Genomic DNA, 16947 nt, shown 5'->3' with positions numbered 1-16947 from the left:
TCTCATCGTAATCGATTCGTTAACGTTGGATGCCTGACCAGAAGACATTCCAGGTGATCGCCAAAGCTTGTTCATAGGATTGTCGTGTCTCATACACGAGCTGTACATCCAATCCATCCATCACGGTGACAAAAGCTACGGTGGCTTCTTCCGGACTCAGGCGTATATCGGAATGTCTGGTAAATACGGCTGCCAGCTCTTCCTTTAGTGTCCCGAGGTACGTTCGATATTGGGCCAGCACAAAATCATGCACCTCCAGCGGTGTGATAAAGGACAGGATATACATAAAAGCAACGTTTGGATGAGTCAGAAAGCGATTTTTGTGTTCATGCAAAAAGGCATATAGCTGCTGATCCAGAGTTTGGGTAACAGACTCACTGAAAAATTGGCGTACAAACTGTTGTTCCTCCTGCACAACTTCCTCATATAACTCCAGCAATAACGCTTTTTTGGATGAATAATGATAAGCCAGGGATTGCTTGCGAATGCCTGCCTCTTCGGCAATCTGCGCCATCTTGGTCCCCTCGTAACCCAGACGATTAAAATGTTGAATGGCAATTTCCTTGATTCGTTTTTTACTCAATGTCTACCTCCAGTTGGCGAGCTGTATACCTCTGCTGTTTTTGGGAGTATACCAAATATAACAAGATATATACCACAAAAATGCCTATAGAGACAGCATACACCACCGTATAGGAAAATGCAGAAGCCACCACGCCCAGAATCAACGAGCCACCACCAATCCCGAGGTCAAAAAAATTAAAGAAGGAAGCCATCGCATTTTCATGCTCATGTTCTTCTACAAGATTCACACACCAGGTCTGAATGGCCGGGAATATGGCACCAAAACCAAAGCCGTATAATGCGCCGGCGATCAGGAATTGCACATCAGTCTGGGCGATAATCAGAACCAGTAGTCCCGCGATTGCAAACACGGCAGCAGGTAACAACACGGAACCTGGTCCCCATCGATCAAACATTTTCCCCGAGAACAGTCGAACGGCGAAGCTGGCGATGGCGACGATGAAGAAAAACCAGGCTATATTCTCGAATCCTCTTTCGGCAGCAAATAAAGCCACAAAGGACATGATTGAACCAGCTGCAATACCAACAAGCATAATGAGAAGGGAAGGGAAGAGTACCTTCTTTTCAATCAGTTTCACCGAAGGTACATGAGTTTGCATGGACTCGCTACTACCTCCTGTTTTCGGCTTTCTGGATACAAACACTGTCATCAGGAGAGCTAACAGCAAAATGCACATACCTCCCATAAACAGGCTCTGGTAGTCGTACCTAAACAACAGGCTAGTTCCAATCAAAGGACCGATGGATATGGCGACCGTCTCCCCTACGCCGAAATACCCCATACCTTCTCCCCGGCGATCTCTTGGTATGTTTTCAGTGGCAATCGTTGCAAAATATGTTGTTGCCAAACCAAATCCGAATCCGTGGATCACTCGAAATATAAGAATCATCCAAATACCTGACGATAGGTAGTATGCGCCTGTCATTAATGCACAGATAGTGATGCCGATAATCAATAGATATTTTTTATCTATTCGAGCTGCCAAAACAGAAGTGAAGGGTCGAATCAAGATGGCAGAAAACATAAATACGCCGGTAACAAGCCCGATCTGGGAAGCATCTCCACCCAAGCTGGATACGAATAGGGGCAAGGTAGGTAGTAGCATTTCAAAGGCCATAAACAATAATGCGTTGGCTAACATGATGAAAATAAATGATCTTCCCCAGAGTTGCTGAGGTGTAGGACTGAATGTTGAAGTACTCATGGTTTTCCTCCGTAATGTTGATCTCTGTCGCGCGACATGTTGAACTGATTTTACCTGACGACAGTCAGATTGTAAAGCGCATATTCAGAACAGGGGTTCATGATTTTTTGGTGGTAGACATTGATCATTTCAAAAGCATTAATGATACGTACGGACATCCGATCGGAGATCTGGTGCTCGGCAATCTGGCAGGGCTGCTGCAATCGTTGTCGAGAAGTACGGATGTGGTTGCACGTTACGGCGGGGAGGAATTTGTTATCATTCTTCCAGATTGTGAAGAGGAGCAGGCGATTGGTATCGCAGAACGATATCGCTCACAGGTTGCTTCAGCCGACTGGGGTGAATATAACATTACGGTGAGTATCGGTGCGGCCACTGTAGTAGAGGAAGATACGGAAAAGTCCTTGTTCCAAAGAGCGGACAACGCCCTGTATGCCTCCAAAACTGGAGGACGAAACCGGGTGACACATGCAGCTCAGATGGTAAGAAGTTAAGAATGCTTTGCATCAAAAGAAAGCAAAAAGGAGCCTGCGCATGATGAGGGAGATGATCCCACATGCACAGGCTCCTTTTATTTGCGTGAAACAATTGACTAAGTTGAGATGGCAGACTCAGGGTTGATTTATCGCGGAGCAAGGTAACCATACGCCTTAGCCGGAGAATTCGCCTGAGGACGAAAATCCTCGTTGGGTTCATCCATAAATGCCGGGTTCACATATATGGAGTGTGCATCATTGCCAGATCCCTTGATGTAGGCGGCGATGCCGGAGTAGGATTTATTTTTCCAAACCCACAGGGCATCTTCCTGCTTACCTGGTGAATAATAGACATTATGGTCAAACACATTGCCGGTATTGCTAGTATATTCGTTGTATATTAGTACTTCCGAGCTGCCTGATACGAGAATGTTACGCATGAACGTATTGTTCTTTGTCCGTGACTGCATGAATAACTGTCCATTGCCTGCATTCAGGGTATCATTCCCCACAAGCGTGTTGTACATAATCTTGCTATCCTCGGTAGCTCCTCGTTCCTCGTCATAACCTCCCATGGCAATACCCGTCAATCTGTTGGAATAAATCAGGTTATCACGCACGGTAATGTTGCTGGTCGAACGTCCGGCATGTTCCGAGGCAATCTCAATCCCGATATCGCACCGATATACCCGGTTCTGGTCGATGATATGATCTTTCCCGCCATCTACATAGATGCCGCCCGCCGAGTTGGTATCATTGGGCAGGTCTGTACCGTAGGAGGGATTGTTATTGGACGTAATATCGTATACTTCGTTGCCTCGTACAATGCCGTTACGAGCCTGATCGTACGTGTCGTCCTCGGACGTACCCTCGTACCCGATCAGATCAATACCAATATTGTCGGAATCATGGATAATATTGTCCTGTATGGCAAAGGTATCGACATTACCGTTGACTGCAAGTGATTCGCTGGAACCAAGTGTAAGATCATACAATTCATTATCCTTGATGATGATATCGCGTAATGCTTGAGGGTGCTCTGTGCCATATATGGCAATACCGTGGGCATCCCTGTCCCGCAAATCGGGACCTTCAGGAGTTGCGTAACTAGCGATCGCGTGTATGGTGTTGCCTAACAGCTGAATATGCTCACCTGCTCCGTGGACATAGATCCCGGTTGGAACTTGGCCCCCAAGTGTGGTTGTAAAATTACGAATTTCGAGATTCTGAATCGTGATATAACTGGCATTTTCAATTTCAATTAACCCTTCAATGCCCCGAACAGATAAACCTTTACCATCAATGATAACCTGCTCCTGAGGATAACTTGAAAATAGGGTTGGATTAGCGGAAGAATTACCACTTCTGGTGATTTTGACTTTCTGATGATAGACACCTTCACGCAAATAGATCATGCTTCCTGGCGAAGCATGGTCTGCTGCGTGCTGCAACGTTTTCCAAGGAGATTGAATGGTTCCTTTATTCGAGTCGTTTCCTTGGGGTGATATGTAATGGATGACCTGGGGATCAGACTTTTGAACAGAAACGGGTTCCTTCATGGCAGATGTATGATTCTGACAACCGGATACGAGCACCATCAGAATCGGAATCATAAGTATAACTACGCGAATCAAATCGTTTCCCCCTTGAATTTAGCTTTGAAGATAGATTATAGCAGATTTGAACGGGTTAATAACCCATGATATGCTCTTATAAAATCAGCGAGGAGACTGCTCATGAATACATTAACGATAGCTGAATTAGTAGATCGGGAGAATCACGCATGGGAAGAACTTAAGGAACTCCTGGATAGTGGGCAAAATACATATGTGTATGTTCCAGCAAAACAAGAGGCTGGTGAGGATACCCTCTATCGTCTACAAATAAGCACCAAATCCTATTTGGGGGCTGTTGCTTATGAGACAGAAGGTATTGTACTGGACCATGGCTGGATCACGCTGCTTGGTGCGGGTGGTGACAGTACATCTGGGAGTCTCACCAGTTGGAATGGGGTGAGTGAGCAACCTTGGGTAGATGTGCTGGAGGGTATGATGGTCGTTGCATATGATGCGGCAGGCGGTTTCTTCGGACTGGATACAGGCAAGTATGGACGCACGGGACACATTTATTATTTTGCACCGGATACACTCGAATGGGAATCGACAGAACTGGCATATTCAGGTTTCATCAACTGGCTGGCGAATGGGGATCTGGGGCAGTTCTATCAGACCTTTCGCTGGAAAGGCTGGCAAGAGAATATGTCTCAGCTACAGACAGGGCAAGTATTCGCGTATTACCCACCACTTTGGACGCAGGAAGGTGGCGGCGAGAGCAGCAGTAAAGCCCCAATTAGCATAATGGAGGCCTGGAAGTTCGCACTGGACGGTAAATAGTTGGCATGCTGCTGTAGGATGAAATCAGGAAAGTAACCGGTAAGTTCAAGTTCATTGAGTGATCCACTTTTAAAAAAACGGCATTTCTGTTCCAAACTAAAAAAGGCTCGCGCTTGGCGCAAGCCTTTTTGTTCTGAACTTTAAACATCAATTGTCCAATGTAACAGATTTAATGCCTGAGCGTGAAGCTCTGCTATGCCAGACGGTCAGCCCGAGTGAAACAACACAGACGAACAACAGACAAGCATACACCACATGATAAGCTTCCTCGACCGAGACTCCCGGAATGCTGTGTAGCAGCAGCCCACACACAGCTACAGACACCGAACCACCGAAGAACTGAATCAATTGTAACATGCCCATACCGGAACCTATCTGGGCTTTGGGCAGCACTCGTGACGCTTCATTATTCAGTGAAGCCATGGAGGCTGAGAGTGCCGGTGAGAAAAAGAGATAACCACTGGTAATGATCAGGGCGGATTGATCCAGTTCGAGCATGAATAAAGCAAGTACCGCTGCGAGCAGGGTGTGTCCGATGATCATAAATCGCATATTGCCATAACGGTCGATCCAGCGTCCAACGAAACGGGTGCAGAATGCTGCAACGATTGCCCCAGGAGCAATCAGCAAACCAATGGCGAGCGAAGAGCGCCCATATAGATCAGCAAGCACAAGTGGCATCAAAAACAGATTGCCCAGATTCACCACCAGCACGCAGAATCCGATAAGGATCAACCGGGTGTATCCTGGCGTTCGGAATACTTGTGGATTCACAAACGGAAGACTCGCTTTCCGAATATACAGGAGATGTGCAACAAGTGAAATAGCGCCAATAGCAAACCATAACCAGGACTGCTGTGTGATCGCGACGAGAAGTGTAGTGGCATTAATGACGGTTAGTATGGCACCAATAACATCAAACGGCTGATCCGTTTTGACGGATTCACGGGGGAGAAAATAAAGCAATACAGGCAGGGCGAGCAGGACAAGCACGGTTATGGCAAAAAGTCTGTTCCAGCCCCAGTACTCGCTAATGAGTCCGCCGACAATGGGGCCAAGTCCAAAAGCCATGGCGCTACCTGATGAGATCAGTGCGATGGCAGCTCCGCGTCGTTCCACCGGGATGTAACGACTTGCAATGACGAGACCCAGCCCGGCCATCACCCCGGCACCCGCGGATTGTAGTATGCGTGTAAGTAACAGGATCGCGAAGTTATGCGCAAACAACCCCAGCAATGAAGATAACCCGAGGATCAGGAGCCCAACCGTTAACAGTTTGCGTACCGGGATACGGTCTGACAATCGACTGTAAATCACCGTCGACAGGGCGTAACCAATCGAATAACTTGAGATGACCCAAGACCCCAGGTCCGAGGTGATTTGAAGATCATGAATAATGACTGGCAAAGAAACATTGAACATGGTGGTGTTCATCACAACGATGAACAGGCAGCACGTCCAGAGTGGCATGACAATTTTATCTTTCACGGTACCATTCCTGTCTTGGGTATGAATATGAATTCGGTTAGAATCTTTAATAGATATTTGATGAAAAGCAATATATTATTCTACACTCTATTATGTCATATGGCAATAATATCATATTGATTCGTTCGAATGTGATGAGCATAGCAAGATATTATTAATAAACAATAGACGGATTTCCTGAATTTAACTAAAATGATCATTGAACATACATAAGCAGATGGATCAGCGGTTAGGTAACTAGATATGTAAGTAATTAGCATGTTGAAAATGAAGGAGATTATACCCATGACTCATGCATTATTAATGTCCCACAGCGTATTTCCGACTTTGGATATGAAGCGCACCGCGCAGTTTTATGAAGAAAAGATGGGCTTTCGAGTCGTCGAATATCTTGATGCTGAGGAACCTCATGTATGTCTTTATCGTGATCTTACCGAGATTATTTTAACCCAAAGCAATGGACAGAAAGTTATACCCAACAGAGAATTATATGGCTATGGATATGATGCATATTTCATTACCCAGAACCAGGAAGAGCTTCAACAGGAATTGATCAACGCAGATGTGAAAATCGTACGTGTCCTGAATCATACAGACTATAATAACAAGGAGTTTGTGATCGAGGATATCGATGGAAGATGGATCGCTTTTGGCATCAAACAGGGGTGATTTAGATACAGAAACAGGCGCTCCGATAACGGGCGCCTGTTTATGCATGCTTTAACTACAGATCTTATGCTGCAGTAACTTGTTTGCCGCGATTGCGAATCCACTTGATGACATCCATCAGAATGACGGCAGCAAGAGCAAGTCCGCCTGCAATCAGGAACTCATTCCAGCCGAATGTATCCGGGATAGCGAAGACGCCGCGAACACCTGGAATCAGTGTGATTGCATAGAGACAGAGACATACCAGAATGGAGCCAAGCACGAATTTATTGGTCATAAAGCCCACCTGGAAGATGGTTTGTGTGTTGGAACGTGCTGCAAATGTTTGCAGACTGCGTGCCAGAATCAAGGTGGTGAAGGCCATAGCTACGCTGATTTCCTCCGAGATGCCAAGCCCGATATATTGGGAGACGATTACAGCCGCACCGATCAGGACACCACGTGTAATCACAGCCTGCAGGGTTCCACCTGCGAAGATACCCTCGTTAATATCACGTGGTTTACGCCGCATGACATCTGGCTCTGGTTTCTCTGTACCCAAAGCAATGGCAGGCAGGGAGTCGTTCACCAGATTGATGAACAGCAGCTGAAGGGCCGTAAACGGATTAACCCAGCCGACGATCAAGGCAAACAAAATGGCGATAATGGCGCCGAGGTTACCGGCGAACAGGTAAGCGATAGCTTTTTTGATGTTATCAAATACCATCCGCCCAACACTGACCGCATTCACGATGGAGACAAAGTTATCATCCGTCAGAATCATGGCAGCCGCATCCTTGGCAACATCTGTTCCGCTACCCATCGCTACACCAATGTCGGCTTGTTTCAGCGCTGGTGCGTCATTAACTCCATCTCCGGTCATGGCTGCAACTTTGCCTTTACGCTGCCATGCACGAACAATCCGGATTTTGTTCTCAGGTGATACTCTGGCGTAGACCGAGATGTGTTCAAGTTGTTGATCCAGCTCTTCATCAGACATTTTGTCCAATTCAGCACCTGTAATGGCGAGATCATCCGGTTCGGCAAGGCCGATATCCACACCGATCGCCTGAGCCGTCGTTTTGTGATCTCCGGTGATCATGATGGTGCGAATGCCCGCTTTTTTGGACTCTTCAATAGAACCGTATACCGCTTCACGAGGTGGGTCAATCATCGCTGTCAGACCAACAAGTGTCAGATCATGCTCGTCATCAATGGTGACCTGGTTTTTATCATCGAATTTTTTATACGCATAGGCCAGCACACGGAAGGCACGTTTGGAGAAGGCCTCATTTTTTTCTTCAAACTGTGTGCGAATCTCGGGTGTGAGGGGCTGAACCTCACCGTTGATAAACACATGACTACAGCGACTGAACAGCACATCCGGTCCACCTTTGGTCAGCAAAGCCGTCTGTCCCTCGAAGGTATGCACCGTACTCATGAGCTTTCGATCCGAGTCAAAAGGAAGCTCGGCTTCACGCGGGAACTGGTCACGGATTTCATTGTAATCCTTGTTCACCCGGTTGCTGAAGGCAATCAGGGCCACTTCGGTGGGGTCACCCAGTTCCTTGCCTTCCTGGTTAATATTCGAATCATTGCAGAGCACTGCAATATGTAACAGACGTCGTTCCTCTTCCGACCACTGATCGGGATCATCGGGGAATTCGTCCTTGGTGCCATGGGGAATGTAATAATCAACGACAGTCATCTTATTCTGAGTTAGTGTTCCTGTTTTATCCGTACAGATGATACTTGCAGAACCGAGAGCTTCCACGGCAGGCAGTCTGCGAATGATCGCATGTTGTTTGGCCATCTTATTCGTTCCGAGTGACAATACGATCGTCACAATGGAGGATAACGCCTCAGGAATGGCAGCAACCGCAACAGCTACGGCAAACATCAGTGCATTTACGATGGAAGGCCCGATATTCTCCGTACCTTCGGTCAACCATACACGACCGGCTTCAATGCCAAAGATGAGAATCGATAAGCCCAAGATGAAAAAGCCCAGTTTTTTGCTGAATGATTCCAACTTGCGCTGTAATGGGGTGTTCTTGGCTTCGGCATTTTCAATCAGTTCGGCAATTTTGCCGATTTCGGTTTTGAGAGCCGTACCTGTAATGACAAGCATGCCTCGTCCATATACGACCAGTGAGCCACTGAAGGCCATATTGCGACGATCTCCGATTGGAGCTTCATCCGGGATGGCATCGGTGTGTTTCTCCGCAGCTTCGGATTCTCCGGTCAACATGCCTTCGTTGATTTTCAGACTTCCTGATTCCAGGATACGCCCGTCTGCGGGGACATAATCACCTGCATCCAGCATAACAATATCACCAGGAACGAGTTCCCTCGCTGGAATGGTTTTTTTCTGTCCGTCACGAATGACCTTGGCTTCGGGTGCAGACATTTGTTTCAGCGCGTCGAGCGAGCTTTCGGCTTTTTTGGTCTGCACTACACTGATCACCGCATTGAGCAAAATAACCAGGAATATGATCAACGATTCAATCAGATGTCCAAGTACAACCTGTACCGCGGCTGCAATCAGCAGCACGATGACCATCGGATCTTTGAAATTTTCGAGAAACAGTTTCCAGACTGGTGTTGCATCTTTACCTTTTAACTCGTTATAACCTTCCGTTTCAAGTCTCTTGGCAGCTTCGGAGGTTGTGAGCCCCTTGGAGGAACTCTGTACATCCTGAAGGGTTTCCTCCGCACTGTGTCTGTAATGTTGCAATTGACCAGCTCCTTGAATATTAGATTTCTCTGTGTATTACCCTTACGGGCAAAATCTAGAATCGTTTCATTTCCGTATTTTTTTAAGATTATGGATTTATACGTTTTTAGCTGTACACAGTATTTTTCATAATGATCCGAGATATGCCTTTTTTTGAATGTTATTATTTCCAGTTTGGATGATAGTCTGGAGAACCATATATAGATGTTAGATCAAAAACTGTGTGCACCATCACACTAGCTCATATCAGGGTCTGTTACTCTATTACATAACGAACTGCGTTTAATCTAAGTTTGGAGGGGAAACCATATGTTTTGTTATCAGTGCGAACAGACGCCGAGTGGCGGGTGTACTGTGGTAGGGGTATGCGGCAAAAACGAAACAATCGCAAGTTTGCAGGATACGATGATTTTTGCGTTAAAAGGCATCGCTGCCTATGCAACACATGCACGCCAGTTGGGATATCATGATCCTGAGGTGGATCGGATTACACATGAGGCATTATATATGACATTAACGAATTCGAATTTTAATGTACAGGAACATCTGGAGATGGCGATGAAGGTAGGTAATGCAGCAATCCGCATTATGGATGTGTTGGATCGTGCGCACACGGACCGCTTTGGTGTACCGCAACCGATTACGGTTAGTCAGAATCAGATCGAAGGACAGTGCATCGTGGTGACGGGACATAATCTGTATGCATTGGAGGAGTTGCTTCGTCAAACTGAAGGGAAAGGAATTAACATCTATACGCACTCGGAAATGTTGCCTGCGCACGGTTATCCGGCGCTGAAGAAATATGCCCATCTCAAGGGTAATATCGGTAAAGCATGGTACGATCAGCGCAGACTGTTTGAACAATTCCCGGGTGCTATTCTTGCAACAACCAACTGTGTCATGCCGATCAAAGGCACATATGCAGACCGCTTTTTCTCTTACGAAGTGGCGGGTCTGGAGGGGGTTGCCAAGATTATGGATGATGACTTCTCACCGCTGATTGAACGTGCATTGTCACTGCCTGCGGCTAATGTACAATCGGAGCAAGTCTTAACGACAGGATATCATCATGAGACCGTGATTGGGCTTGCGCCCGAGATTATTCAAGCTGTGAAAGACGGTCATATTCGTCGATTCTTCGTTATTGCCGGTTGTGATGCGCCAGGCAAAGGTGGCAACTACTATCGTGAACTCGCGACATCCTTACCGAATGATACTGTAATTCTGACGACATCCTGTGGTAAGTTCCGCTTCAATGATGTGGATTATGGTACGGTTGGAGACACGGGGATACCGCGTTATATCGATCTGGGTCAATGCAACAATTCCGGTTCAACGGTGAAAATTGCAATGGCTTTGGCGGATGCTTTTGGCTGTACTGTAAACGAGTTACCTGTCAGCATTGTGCTGTCTTGGTTTGAGCAAAAAGCAGTTGCGATCCTGCTTGGCCTGTTCAGCCTAGGCATTCAGGACATTCGCATTGGACCAAAACCGCCTGAGTTTATATCGGAAGGTGTCTTGGATGTACTCGTGGATATGTTTGGTCTGAAGTTAATTACAACAGCAGAAGAAGATATGAACGCGATGTTGGCACTGTCATAGGATGAGGATGTATATTTACATGTAGAGTATGACTCATAAGTAAAGATGGATAAGAGCCTACATAAGAGTAGGCTTTTTTGCTTTTTCGACCTTCATAGGTCCATATACCTTGTATAAATGAACATGCAATGTCAGGGAAATTAGTTTTTTTATCCTATTGAAGTTTTTTCATGGAAATGTGTATATAGATAGAGGCAGATTAGATCATAACACATCACAAAACACGGGTTTACCGTAACATGAGGAGATTGTACATAATGCATGACACACTGATTGAAGATTGGTTGAAACTCGCAGGTGGCAAGGAGAACATCAAGCTCGTAGAACATGATAAGGGCACAACGACACTGGTACTGAAGGACAGTACACAATTGAACATGTCGGTTCTTGCCTCCACATATGTTGTAGCAGATATTCAGGTAACAGGTGAGCAGTGTCATCTGACAATAAGAGATGAATCTTCCCTAATCTACAATGCGTTACTGGGTATGGACGCTTGGGATTCGACAGGGACAGCGTTGCAGGAAGCGGGACACGTGAAGAAGAACAGATTCTCGATCTTACATTTTGTATCCGATGTATTCAGGCCCTTGATGCCTGCAATTCTCGGAGCCGCTGTTATTAAAATTATAGTCGCCATTATAGCGTTAATGGATACGTACAGTTCTGCGGATTCTTCCGCATTGATGGACAGCCAGACCTTTACGATATTCAGGATCATTGGAGACAGTGTATTTTATGTACTGCCTGTATTGGTAGCAATCAGCACAGCGTATCGACTGAAGAGCAACATTTATGTTGCTGCATCTATTGGCGGACTCATGTTTTATCCGGAGATGACCATGCTGATGTCAGGGGAAAAAGAGGTTCATTTCCTGGGTTTGCCACTTGTGTCCCAGCCTGCTTTTTACTCTACGCCCATCTGGGTCATTCTCACAATCTGTGCAGCGGCCTACCTGGAAAGAGTCGTTGAACGATGGAGTCCAAAATTCTCCAAAGGGATGTTTGCTCCATTCCTGACGTTACTGATTCTTGTTCCGCTGGTATTGATGATACTTGGTCCAGTCGGCACCTGGATTGATGAATATCTGCCACAGGCATTGGATTCACTCGTAGCTAATGCTCCAGTGTTGTCGGTGATGTTACTGGGAGCGGTCTTCTCGCTAATGTTAATTATGGGATTACACTACTGGCTGATTGCCATCATCATTAATGAAATGGTTATGAATGGTGGTTCTATTGTGATTGCTGCCATGTTAGTGGCGATTGTAGGACAAGCAGGGGCTGCGCTCGCAAACGCTTTGCGTTCGAAAGAGCCAGCATCCAGAAGACTTGCTTTCTGGGCAACGGGAACAGCCCTTCTTGGAGTGGTAGAGCCTGCATTGTATGCGGTCAACATGAGAAAAAGATCCTCTTTCTACGCGGCATTGCTGGGTGGAGCTGCGGGTGGACTATATTTTGGATTGTTATCTGTCAAGGCATTTGCTATGGTGGGGAATCCAAGCTTGGTCAGCCTCCCGCTCTTCATCGGAGAGGGTAGCCAGAATCTGTTACACACATGCATTGGTGTGGTTATTGCTTTCGGTGTCTCAGGTGGACTGACGTATTGGATGGCGGGAAAAGGACAGAAACGGGGACAGGGGTCACCGAAGGCTAGCATTGAGTAATACGTAGAACGTAGCATTGAAAAGTAGCATTAAAGTTGTAAGAAAGAGCCTGTACCTGGTGGTACGGGCTTTTTTGTTGTGTTTTTTCTGATTAAATTAATTATGAGATGTATAATAGCTGTCCACCATTTTATTCAGGCTATAGCTTGTTGGTTATGGAGTTGTCATGTATTTTGATATAGTGAAACCTATAAATCTGGATTACTAATCCCTTTGAAAGGATAACCTATGTCTGACAACATGGAATGGATTGCTCAATGGAAGTCAACGAATGCACTAAGCAACGCATGGATAACGAAAGGTGAGCTGCATCACTTTCCCAGTCACACCTTGATATTTATCATTGATGGAAAAGCGATCTGGAATATAAATGGACACCGAGTTCACGTCTCCTATGGAGAATTAATTGCGCTTGAAGAGAACTCCGTAATGGAGGTCATTGAAGGTGGGAACCTGGATCTGGCAGGCTGGCATGTTCAGTTCGATACATATTCGGTGCTGCATGATAGACGGGAAGCTGAGAAGTTCGAATGGCGGTTACCGTCAGGAGAGGCGTATCAAAAAGTGCAACTGTCCGGTGGAGGTCTGGCAAGTATCATTCAGCATTGGAGTGAAGTGCATTCACAGGATCAGAGTGCAGAAAGGGTTGGCAATCAGCATTTGTTATATGAGTTGTTAAGCAATCTATATCGGAAACAGCCGGATAACGAGTTGAAGCCAGAACACGGTATACTTCGCTCTATTGACTACATGCAGCAGCATTATGATCAGGTCATTACACGTACACAGTTAGCTCAGATCGCCGGTATTAGTCCATGGCATTATTCCCGCAAATTTAGTGAGCGATATGGTAAGCCACCTCTGGATTATCTGGCCCACTACCGGATCTATCGCGCGCAGGAAGAACTGATATTAACCGCTGCAACCTCACAGGATATTGCCAAAAAATCTGGATTTGAAGATGCTCATTATTTTAGCCGACGCTTCAAACAGTTGACTGGCGTATCACCTAAGATATATAGGCAGACGATGACGCAGCGCAAGATCGTATCACTTTCTCCAATCTGTGCAGAAATTATGATTCATCTGGGTGTCATCCCCCATGCCGTAGTGGTCACCCCAATCCTGCTGTCCCCACATCACCATGAACAATTTATAGCGCATGGAGTGCAGATGCTGGAGGTTACACAGTATGAGGTGGAGATAGAACTTGTTCGACAAGTTCAACCGGAGATGTTGATAGGAAACGTATTGACGGAAGAGGTTAAAAGGGAGCTGCGCACAATTGCACCGATTCTTACCGGACTTCATCAAGATGTAGAACCAATGCTCGATCAATTGGCAGCCTGGGTTCTTAAAGAAGATGAGGCTTATAGACTGCATCAGCAGATGAAACACGAAGTCAGTGTAGCTAAGCGACAGTTGCAACCCATCATCCAATCCGAGGCCACAGTCATGTTGCTAAGGGTAGAAGCGTTTGGTTATCGATATCTGGGTGGGCATTCACACGGGGTATCACACTTGTTATATGAACAGCTTGGATTAACACTGCCGCAAGCACTTGATTCAGGTGCAGCTTGGTTTAATCCTTGTTCGCTGGACCTGCTCACACAAGCCAATCCCGATTATTTGTTTGTGGAGAAGCGGATCATGCAGCACTTCAGTGCTGAAGAAAATATGAGGAAACTATGGGAGAGTCCGCAATGGAATGACCTGAAGGCTGTGAAAAATAATCGGGTATTTTACGTAGATACTCACCTGTGGGTAGACGGTCACGGAATTACGGGACACACTCTGATTCTCAATCAGATCATTCGCCATCTTACGGAACCTCTTCATGAGAGAGCACAATAATCCAACGGAATACGCACGATATGCTATGGAAGCAACACTTCTTATTTGATACCATTTGATAATAATTATCATTATCAATATACATAAGGGGCGAAGTATATCATGTCACGAAGATTTAAAGGGTTGGGCATCATGCTGTTGGTGATCAGTATGATGCTGGCGGCATGTTCCGGTGGAACTACTGAAGAGAACGCTACAGCTGGAACAGCAGGTGCTCCAACTGAAGGAGCAGCGAGTACTGCAGAAGAAACAGCGACTGAAAGTGGGACTAAGGTGGTGAAGGATCAGTTTGGAGAAGTAACGATTCCAACTCATCCTCAAAATCTGGTTGTGTTTGATTCGATCTATGCGGAGTATCTGATTGAAATGGGTGTTACACCCCAAATCGTTTTGTTAACTCCGGAGGTTGAAGCGGAATACCGCCCTGATTATTTGAAAGAACATGGGGTCCAGATCATTGAAGTCGAGCAATATCAATATAATTATGAGCAGTTACTTGCGTTGTCACCGGATATGATCCTTGCAGCTGGCGAAGGCATGGAACAGGGCGTATATGATGAATTGTCCAAAATCGCTCCTACGGTGGCACTGGATGCCAACAGTGAAATGAAACGTGCTATGCCAAAGCTGGCTGCCATATTTGACAAGACCGAAGAATCTGACAAAGTACTGGCTGAATTCGATGAGAGAGCCTCACAAGCGAAAGAGAAAATCGCGGCAGCCCTGGGAGACAATAGCGTATTGGTTCTCCGGGTTGAGCACAATCGTTACCGTTTCATGGGTCCCAAAGGAGGAAGTAGCAGTGTTTTCTTCTATGATATCCTGGGTCTGAATAGTCCTGAAGCGATCAAAGACTCTACAGATTGGTTTAGTCAGTTCTCACTGGAATTCTTGCCTGAGATGAATCCGGATTATATTTTCCTGGAAGACAGAACCCTTGTAGGTTATGACACGAAGAAATCCATGGAAGATCTGAAATCAAGCCAAGTGTGGTCGAATCTGGAGGCTGTGAAGAATGATCATGTCTTCCCGTTGAAGACAAGCCAATTCGTATCGGGTGTGGGTCCGATTGGTTCTGTAAAATTGATGGACTACGTTGTTGAAAAGTTGGTGCCATAGATGAAGATGGAGACACAATTGGATATCTACGATATTACGATCATTGGTGGTGGGCCTGCTGGCATGTATGCCTCATTTTATAGTGGTATGAGAGCCATGCGTACCAAGATCATCGAAGCCAAGCAGGAACTGGGTGGATTCATGCGTACGTACCCGGAGAAGTTGATCTGGGATGTGGGCGGGATTGATCCGATTCGCTGTGAGAAGCTGATTGAATCGCTGGAGAGACAAGCGAGAACGTTCGATCCAACGATTGTATTTGGTCAGGAAATTGCCGAGCTTGAACGACGTGAGGATGGTGTACTTGTACTCATTTCCAAAACAGGCGAGCGTCATTACACACGTACCATCCTGTTATGTGCGGGCAGAGGTATGACTCAGGTGCAAAAGCTGGATATCGAAGGCGCCAATCGGTATGAGCTGACAAATCTGCACTATACGGTAACCGATCTGTCCCGTTTTGCCGGGAAGCGTGTTCTGATCTCGGGTGGTGGTGATTCCGCAGTCGATTGGGCGAATGAAATGGGCAAAATAGCAAGTGAAATTACGGTGGCACACAGACGTCATGAATTTACTGGACATGAGTCGCCTGTTGCCCAGATGAAAGCTCAATCCAACGTCATGACACCATATAGTATCTCTCGCTTATACGGTACAGGTGACAAAATCGATCGTGTTGAGTTGGCCCATGTAGAAACCGGTGAGACCACACATGTTGAGGTGGATGAAGTTGTCGTAAGCCATGGGTATGATCGTGATTTTGGCAACCTCGTGCAATGGGGACTGGCGCGTGAAGACTATGGTGTATCCGTTGATCAGCGTATGCGTACCAACATCCCAGGCATATTCGGAGCAGGTGATTTCATCACCTATGGAAGCAAAGTCAGGCTGATCGCTGGTGCTTTTAACGATGCGGTGCTCGCAGTCAACAGTGCCAAGACGTATCTGGAACCTGCTGCTTCCGATATGGCAGGTGTATCCTCTCACAACGCCCGGTTTTATGAGAAAAACAAAGCACTATTGTAAAATAAGAAGAACCTGTGTGAAAGGGATAAGCATCGCAAAAGCCAGTCAAACCTCGAGAGTATCTCGTGTTCGACTGGCTTTTTTATCTGCATTTTATATTGAAAATTGGTCTTTGCATTCACGTTATAGACTGGATTCATAGACCAA

General features: G+C 46.1%; 13 protein-coding genes. 8 read left to right on the top strand and 5 right to left on the bottom strand.

The features are described from left to right. Positions 1-19: 19 nt before the first annotated feature. Positions 20-583, bottom strand: a complete 564-nt coding sequence (locus J2X75_RS13975) for a TetR/AcrR family transcriptional regulator (RefSeq protein ID WP_047843882.1) — start codon at positions 581-583, stop codon at positions 20-22. Further along, positions 576-1790: an MFS transporter gene (locus J2X75_RS13970; RefSeq protein WP_310337271.1), complete on the bottom strand. Its 1215-nt coding sequence runs from the start codon at positions 1788-1790 to the stop codon at positions 576-578. Before J2X75_RS13970 ends, J2X75_RS13975 begins: the two co-directional genes overlap by 8 nt. Here J2X75_RS13970 and J2X75_RS13965 point away from each other — a divergent pair. Then, on the top strand, positions 1775-2284 hold the full coding sequence (locus tag J2X75_RS13965; RefSeq protein WP_310337269.1) for a GGDEF domain-containing protein: 510 nt from the start codon (positions 1775-1777) through the stop codon (positions 2282-2284). The genes J2X75_RS13970 and J2X75_RS13965 overlap by 16 nt on opposite strands. A gap of 128 nt (positions 2285-2412) precedes the next feature. Here the strand turns inward: J2X75_RS13965 and J2X75_RS13960 are convergent, their stop codons facing one another. Next, positions 2413-3900, bottom strand: a complete 1488-nt coding sequence (locus tag J2X75_RS13960; protein WP_310337268.1) for a right-handed parallel beta-helix repeat-containing protein — start codon at positions 3898-3900, stop codon at positions 2413-2415. A 102-nt stretch (positions 3901-4002) separates the two neighbouring features. Between J2X75_RS13960 and J2X75_RS13955 the strand changes: the two genes are divergently transcribed. After that, positions 4003-4659 carry a DUF2625 family protein gene (locus J2X75_RS13955; RefSeq protein ID WP_307533983.1) on the top strand — a complete coding sequence of 219 codons (657 nt, stop codon included), beginning with the start codon at positions 4003-4005 and terminating at the stop codon, positions 4657-4659. Positions 4660-4806: 147 nt separating this feature from the next. Here J2X75_RS13955 and J2X75_RS13950 read toward each other — a convergent pair whose 3' ends face one another. After that, complete coding sequence (locus J2X75_RS13950) at positions 4807-6147, bottom strand: MFS transporter (protein WP_310337266.1); 1341 nt, start codon at positions 6145-6147, stop codon at positions 4807-4809. A 285-nt stretch (positions 6148-6432) separates the two neighbouring features. Here J2X75_RS13950 and J2X75_RS13945 point away from each other — a divergent pair, with 285 nt between their 5' ends. Further along, positions 6433-6816 (top strand): VOC family protein, encoded by a 384-nt coding sequence (locus J2X75_RS13945; protein WP_179198419.1) that lies wholly within the window; start codon positions 6433-6435, stop codon positions 6814-6816. A 64-nt stretch (positions 6817-6880) separates the two neighbouring features. Here J2X75_RS13945 and J2X75_RS13940 read toward each other — a convergent pair whose 3' ends face one another. Further along, positions 6881-9532, bottom strand: coding sequence for a cation-translocating P-type ATPase (locus J2X75_RS13940; protein WP_310337263.1), 2652 nt, complete (start codon positions 9530-9532; stop codon positions 6881-6883). Between the two features lie 309 nt (positions 9533-9841). On the opposite strand from J2X75_RS13940, the gene hcp reads away from it, so the two are divergent. The 5 genes from hcp to J2X75_RS13915 all read left to right on the top strand — a co-directional run bounded on the left by hcp (position 9842) and on the right by J2X75_RS13915 (position 16800). Continuing rightward, the gene (gene hcp / locus J2X75_RS13935) at positions 9842-11134 is read left to right on the top strand and encodes a hydroxylamine reductase (protein ID WP_076328178.1); all 1293 of its coding nucleotides are present in this window, start codon (positions 9842-9844) and stop codon (positions 11132-11134) included. A 257-nt stretch (positions 11135-11391) separates the two neighbouring features. Next, the gene (locus J2X75_RS13930; protein WP_310337260.1) at positions 11392-12801 is read left to right on the top strand and encodes a PTS transporter subunit EIIC; all 1410 of its coding nucleotides are present in this window, start codon (positions 11392-11394) and stop codon (positions 12799-12801) included. Positions 12802-13029: 228 nt separating this feature from the next. Further along, a complete protein-coding gene (locus J2X75_RS13925) occupies positions 13030-14655 on the top strand; it encodes a helix-turn-helix domain-containing protein (protein ID WP_310337259.1) in 1626 nt (541 codons plus the stop codon). Positions 14656-14757: 102 nt separating this feature from the next. Beyond that, positions 14758-15774, top strand: a complete 1017-nt coding sequence (locus tag J2X75_RS13920; protein WP_310337257.1) for an ABC transporter substrate-binding protein — start codon at positions 14758-14760, stop codon at positions 15772-15774. Positions 15775-15780: 6 nt separating this feature from the next. Beyond that, positions 15781-16800: an NAD(P)/FAD-dependent oxidoreductase gene (locus J2X75_RS13915; RefSeq protein ID WP_310337657.1), complete on the top strand. Its 1020-nt coding sequence runs from the start codon at positions 15781-15783 to the stop codon at positions 16798-16800. The last annotated feature ends 147 nt before the right edge of the window (positions 16801-16947 follow it).

The sequence above is a fragment of the Paenibacillus sp. 2003 genome (genome assembly GCF_031455635.1).
In the GTDB taxonomy this organism is placed as follows: Bacteria; Bacillota; Bacilli; order Paenibacillales; family Paenibacillaceae; genus Paenibacillus; species Paenibacillus amylolyticus_B.
This window is presented reverse-complemented; position numbering and strand designations above follow the sequence as displayed.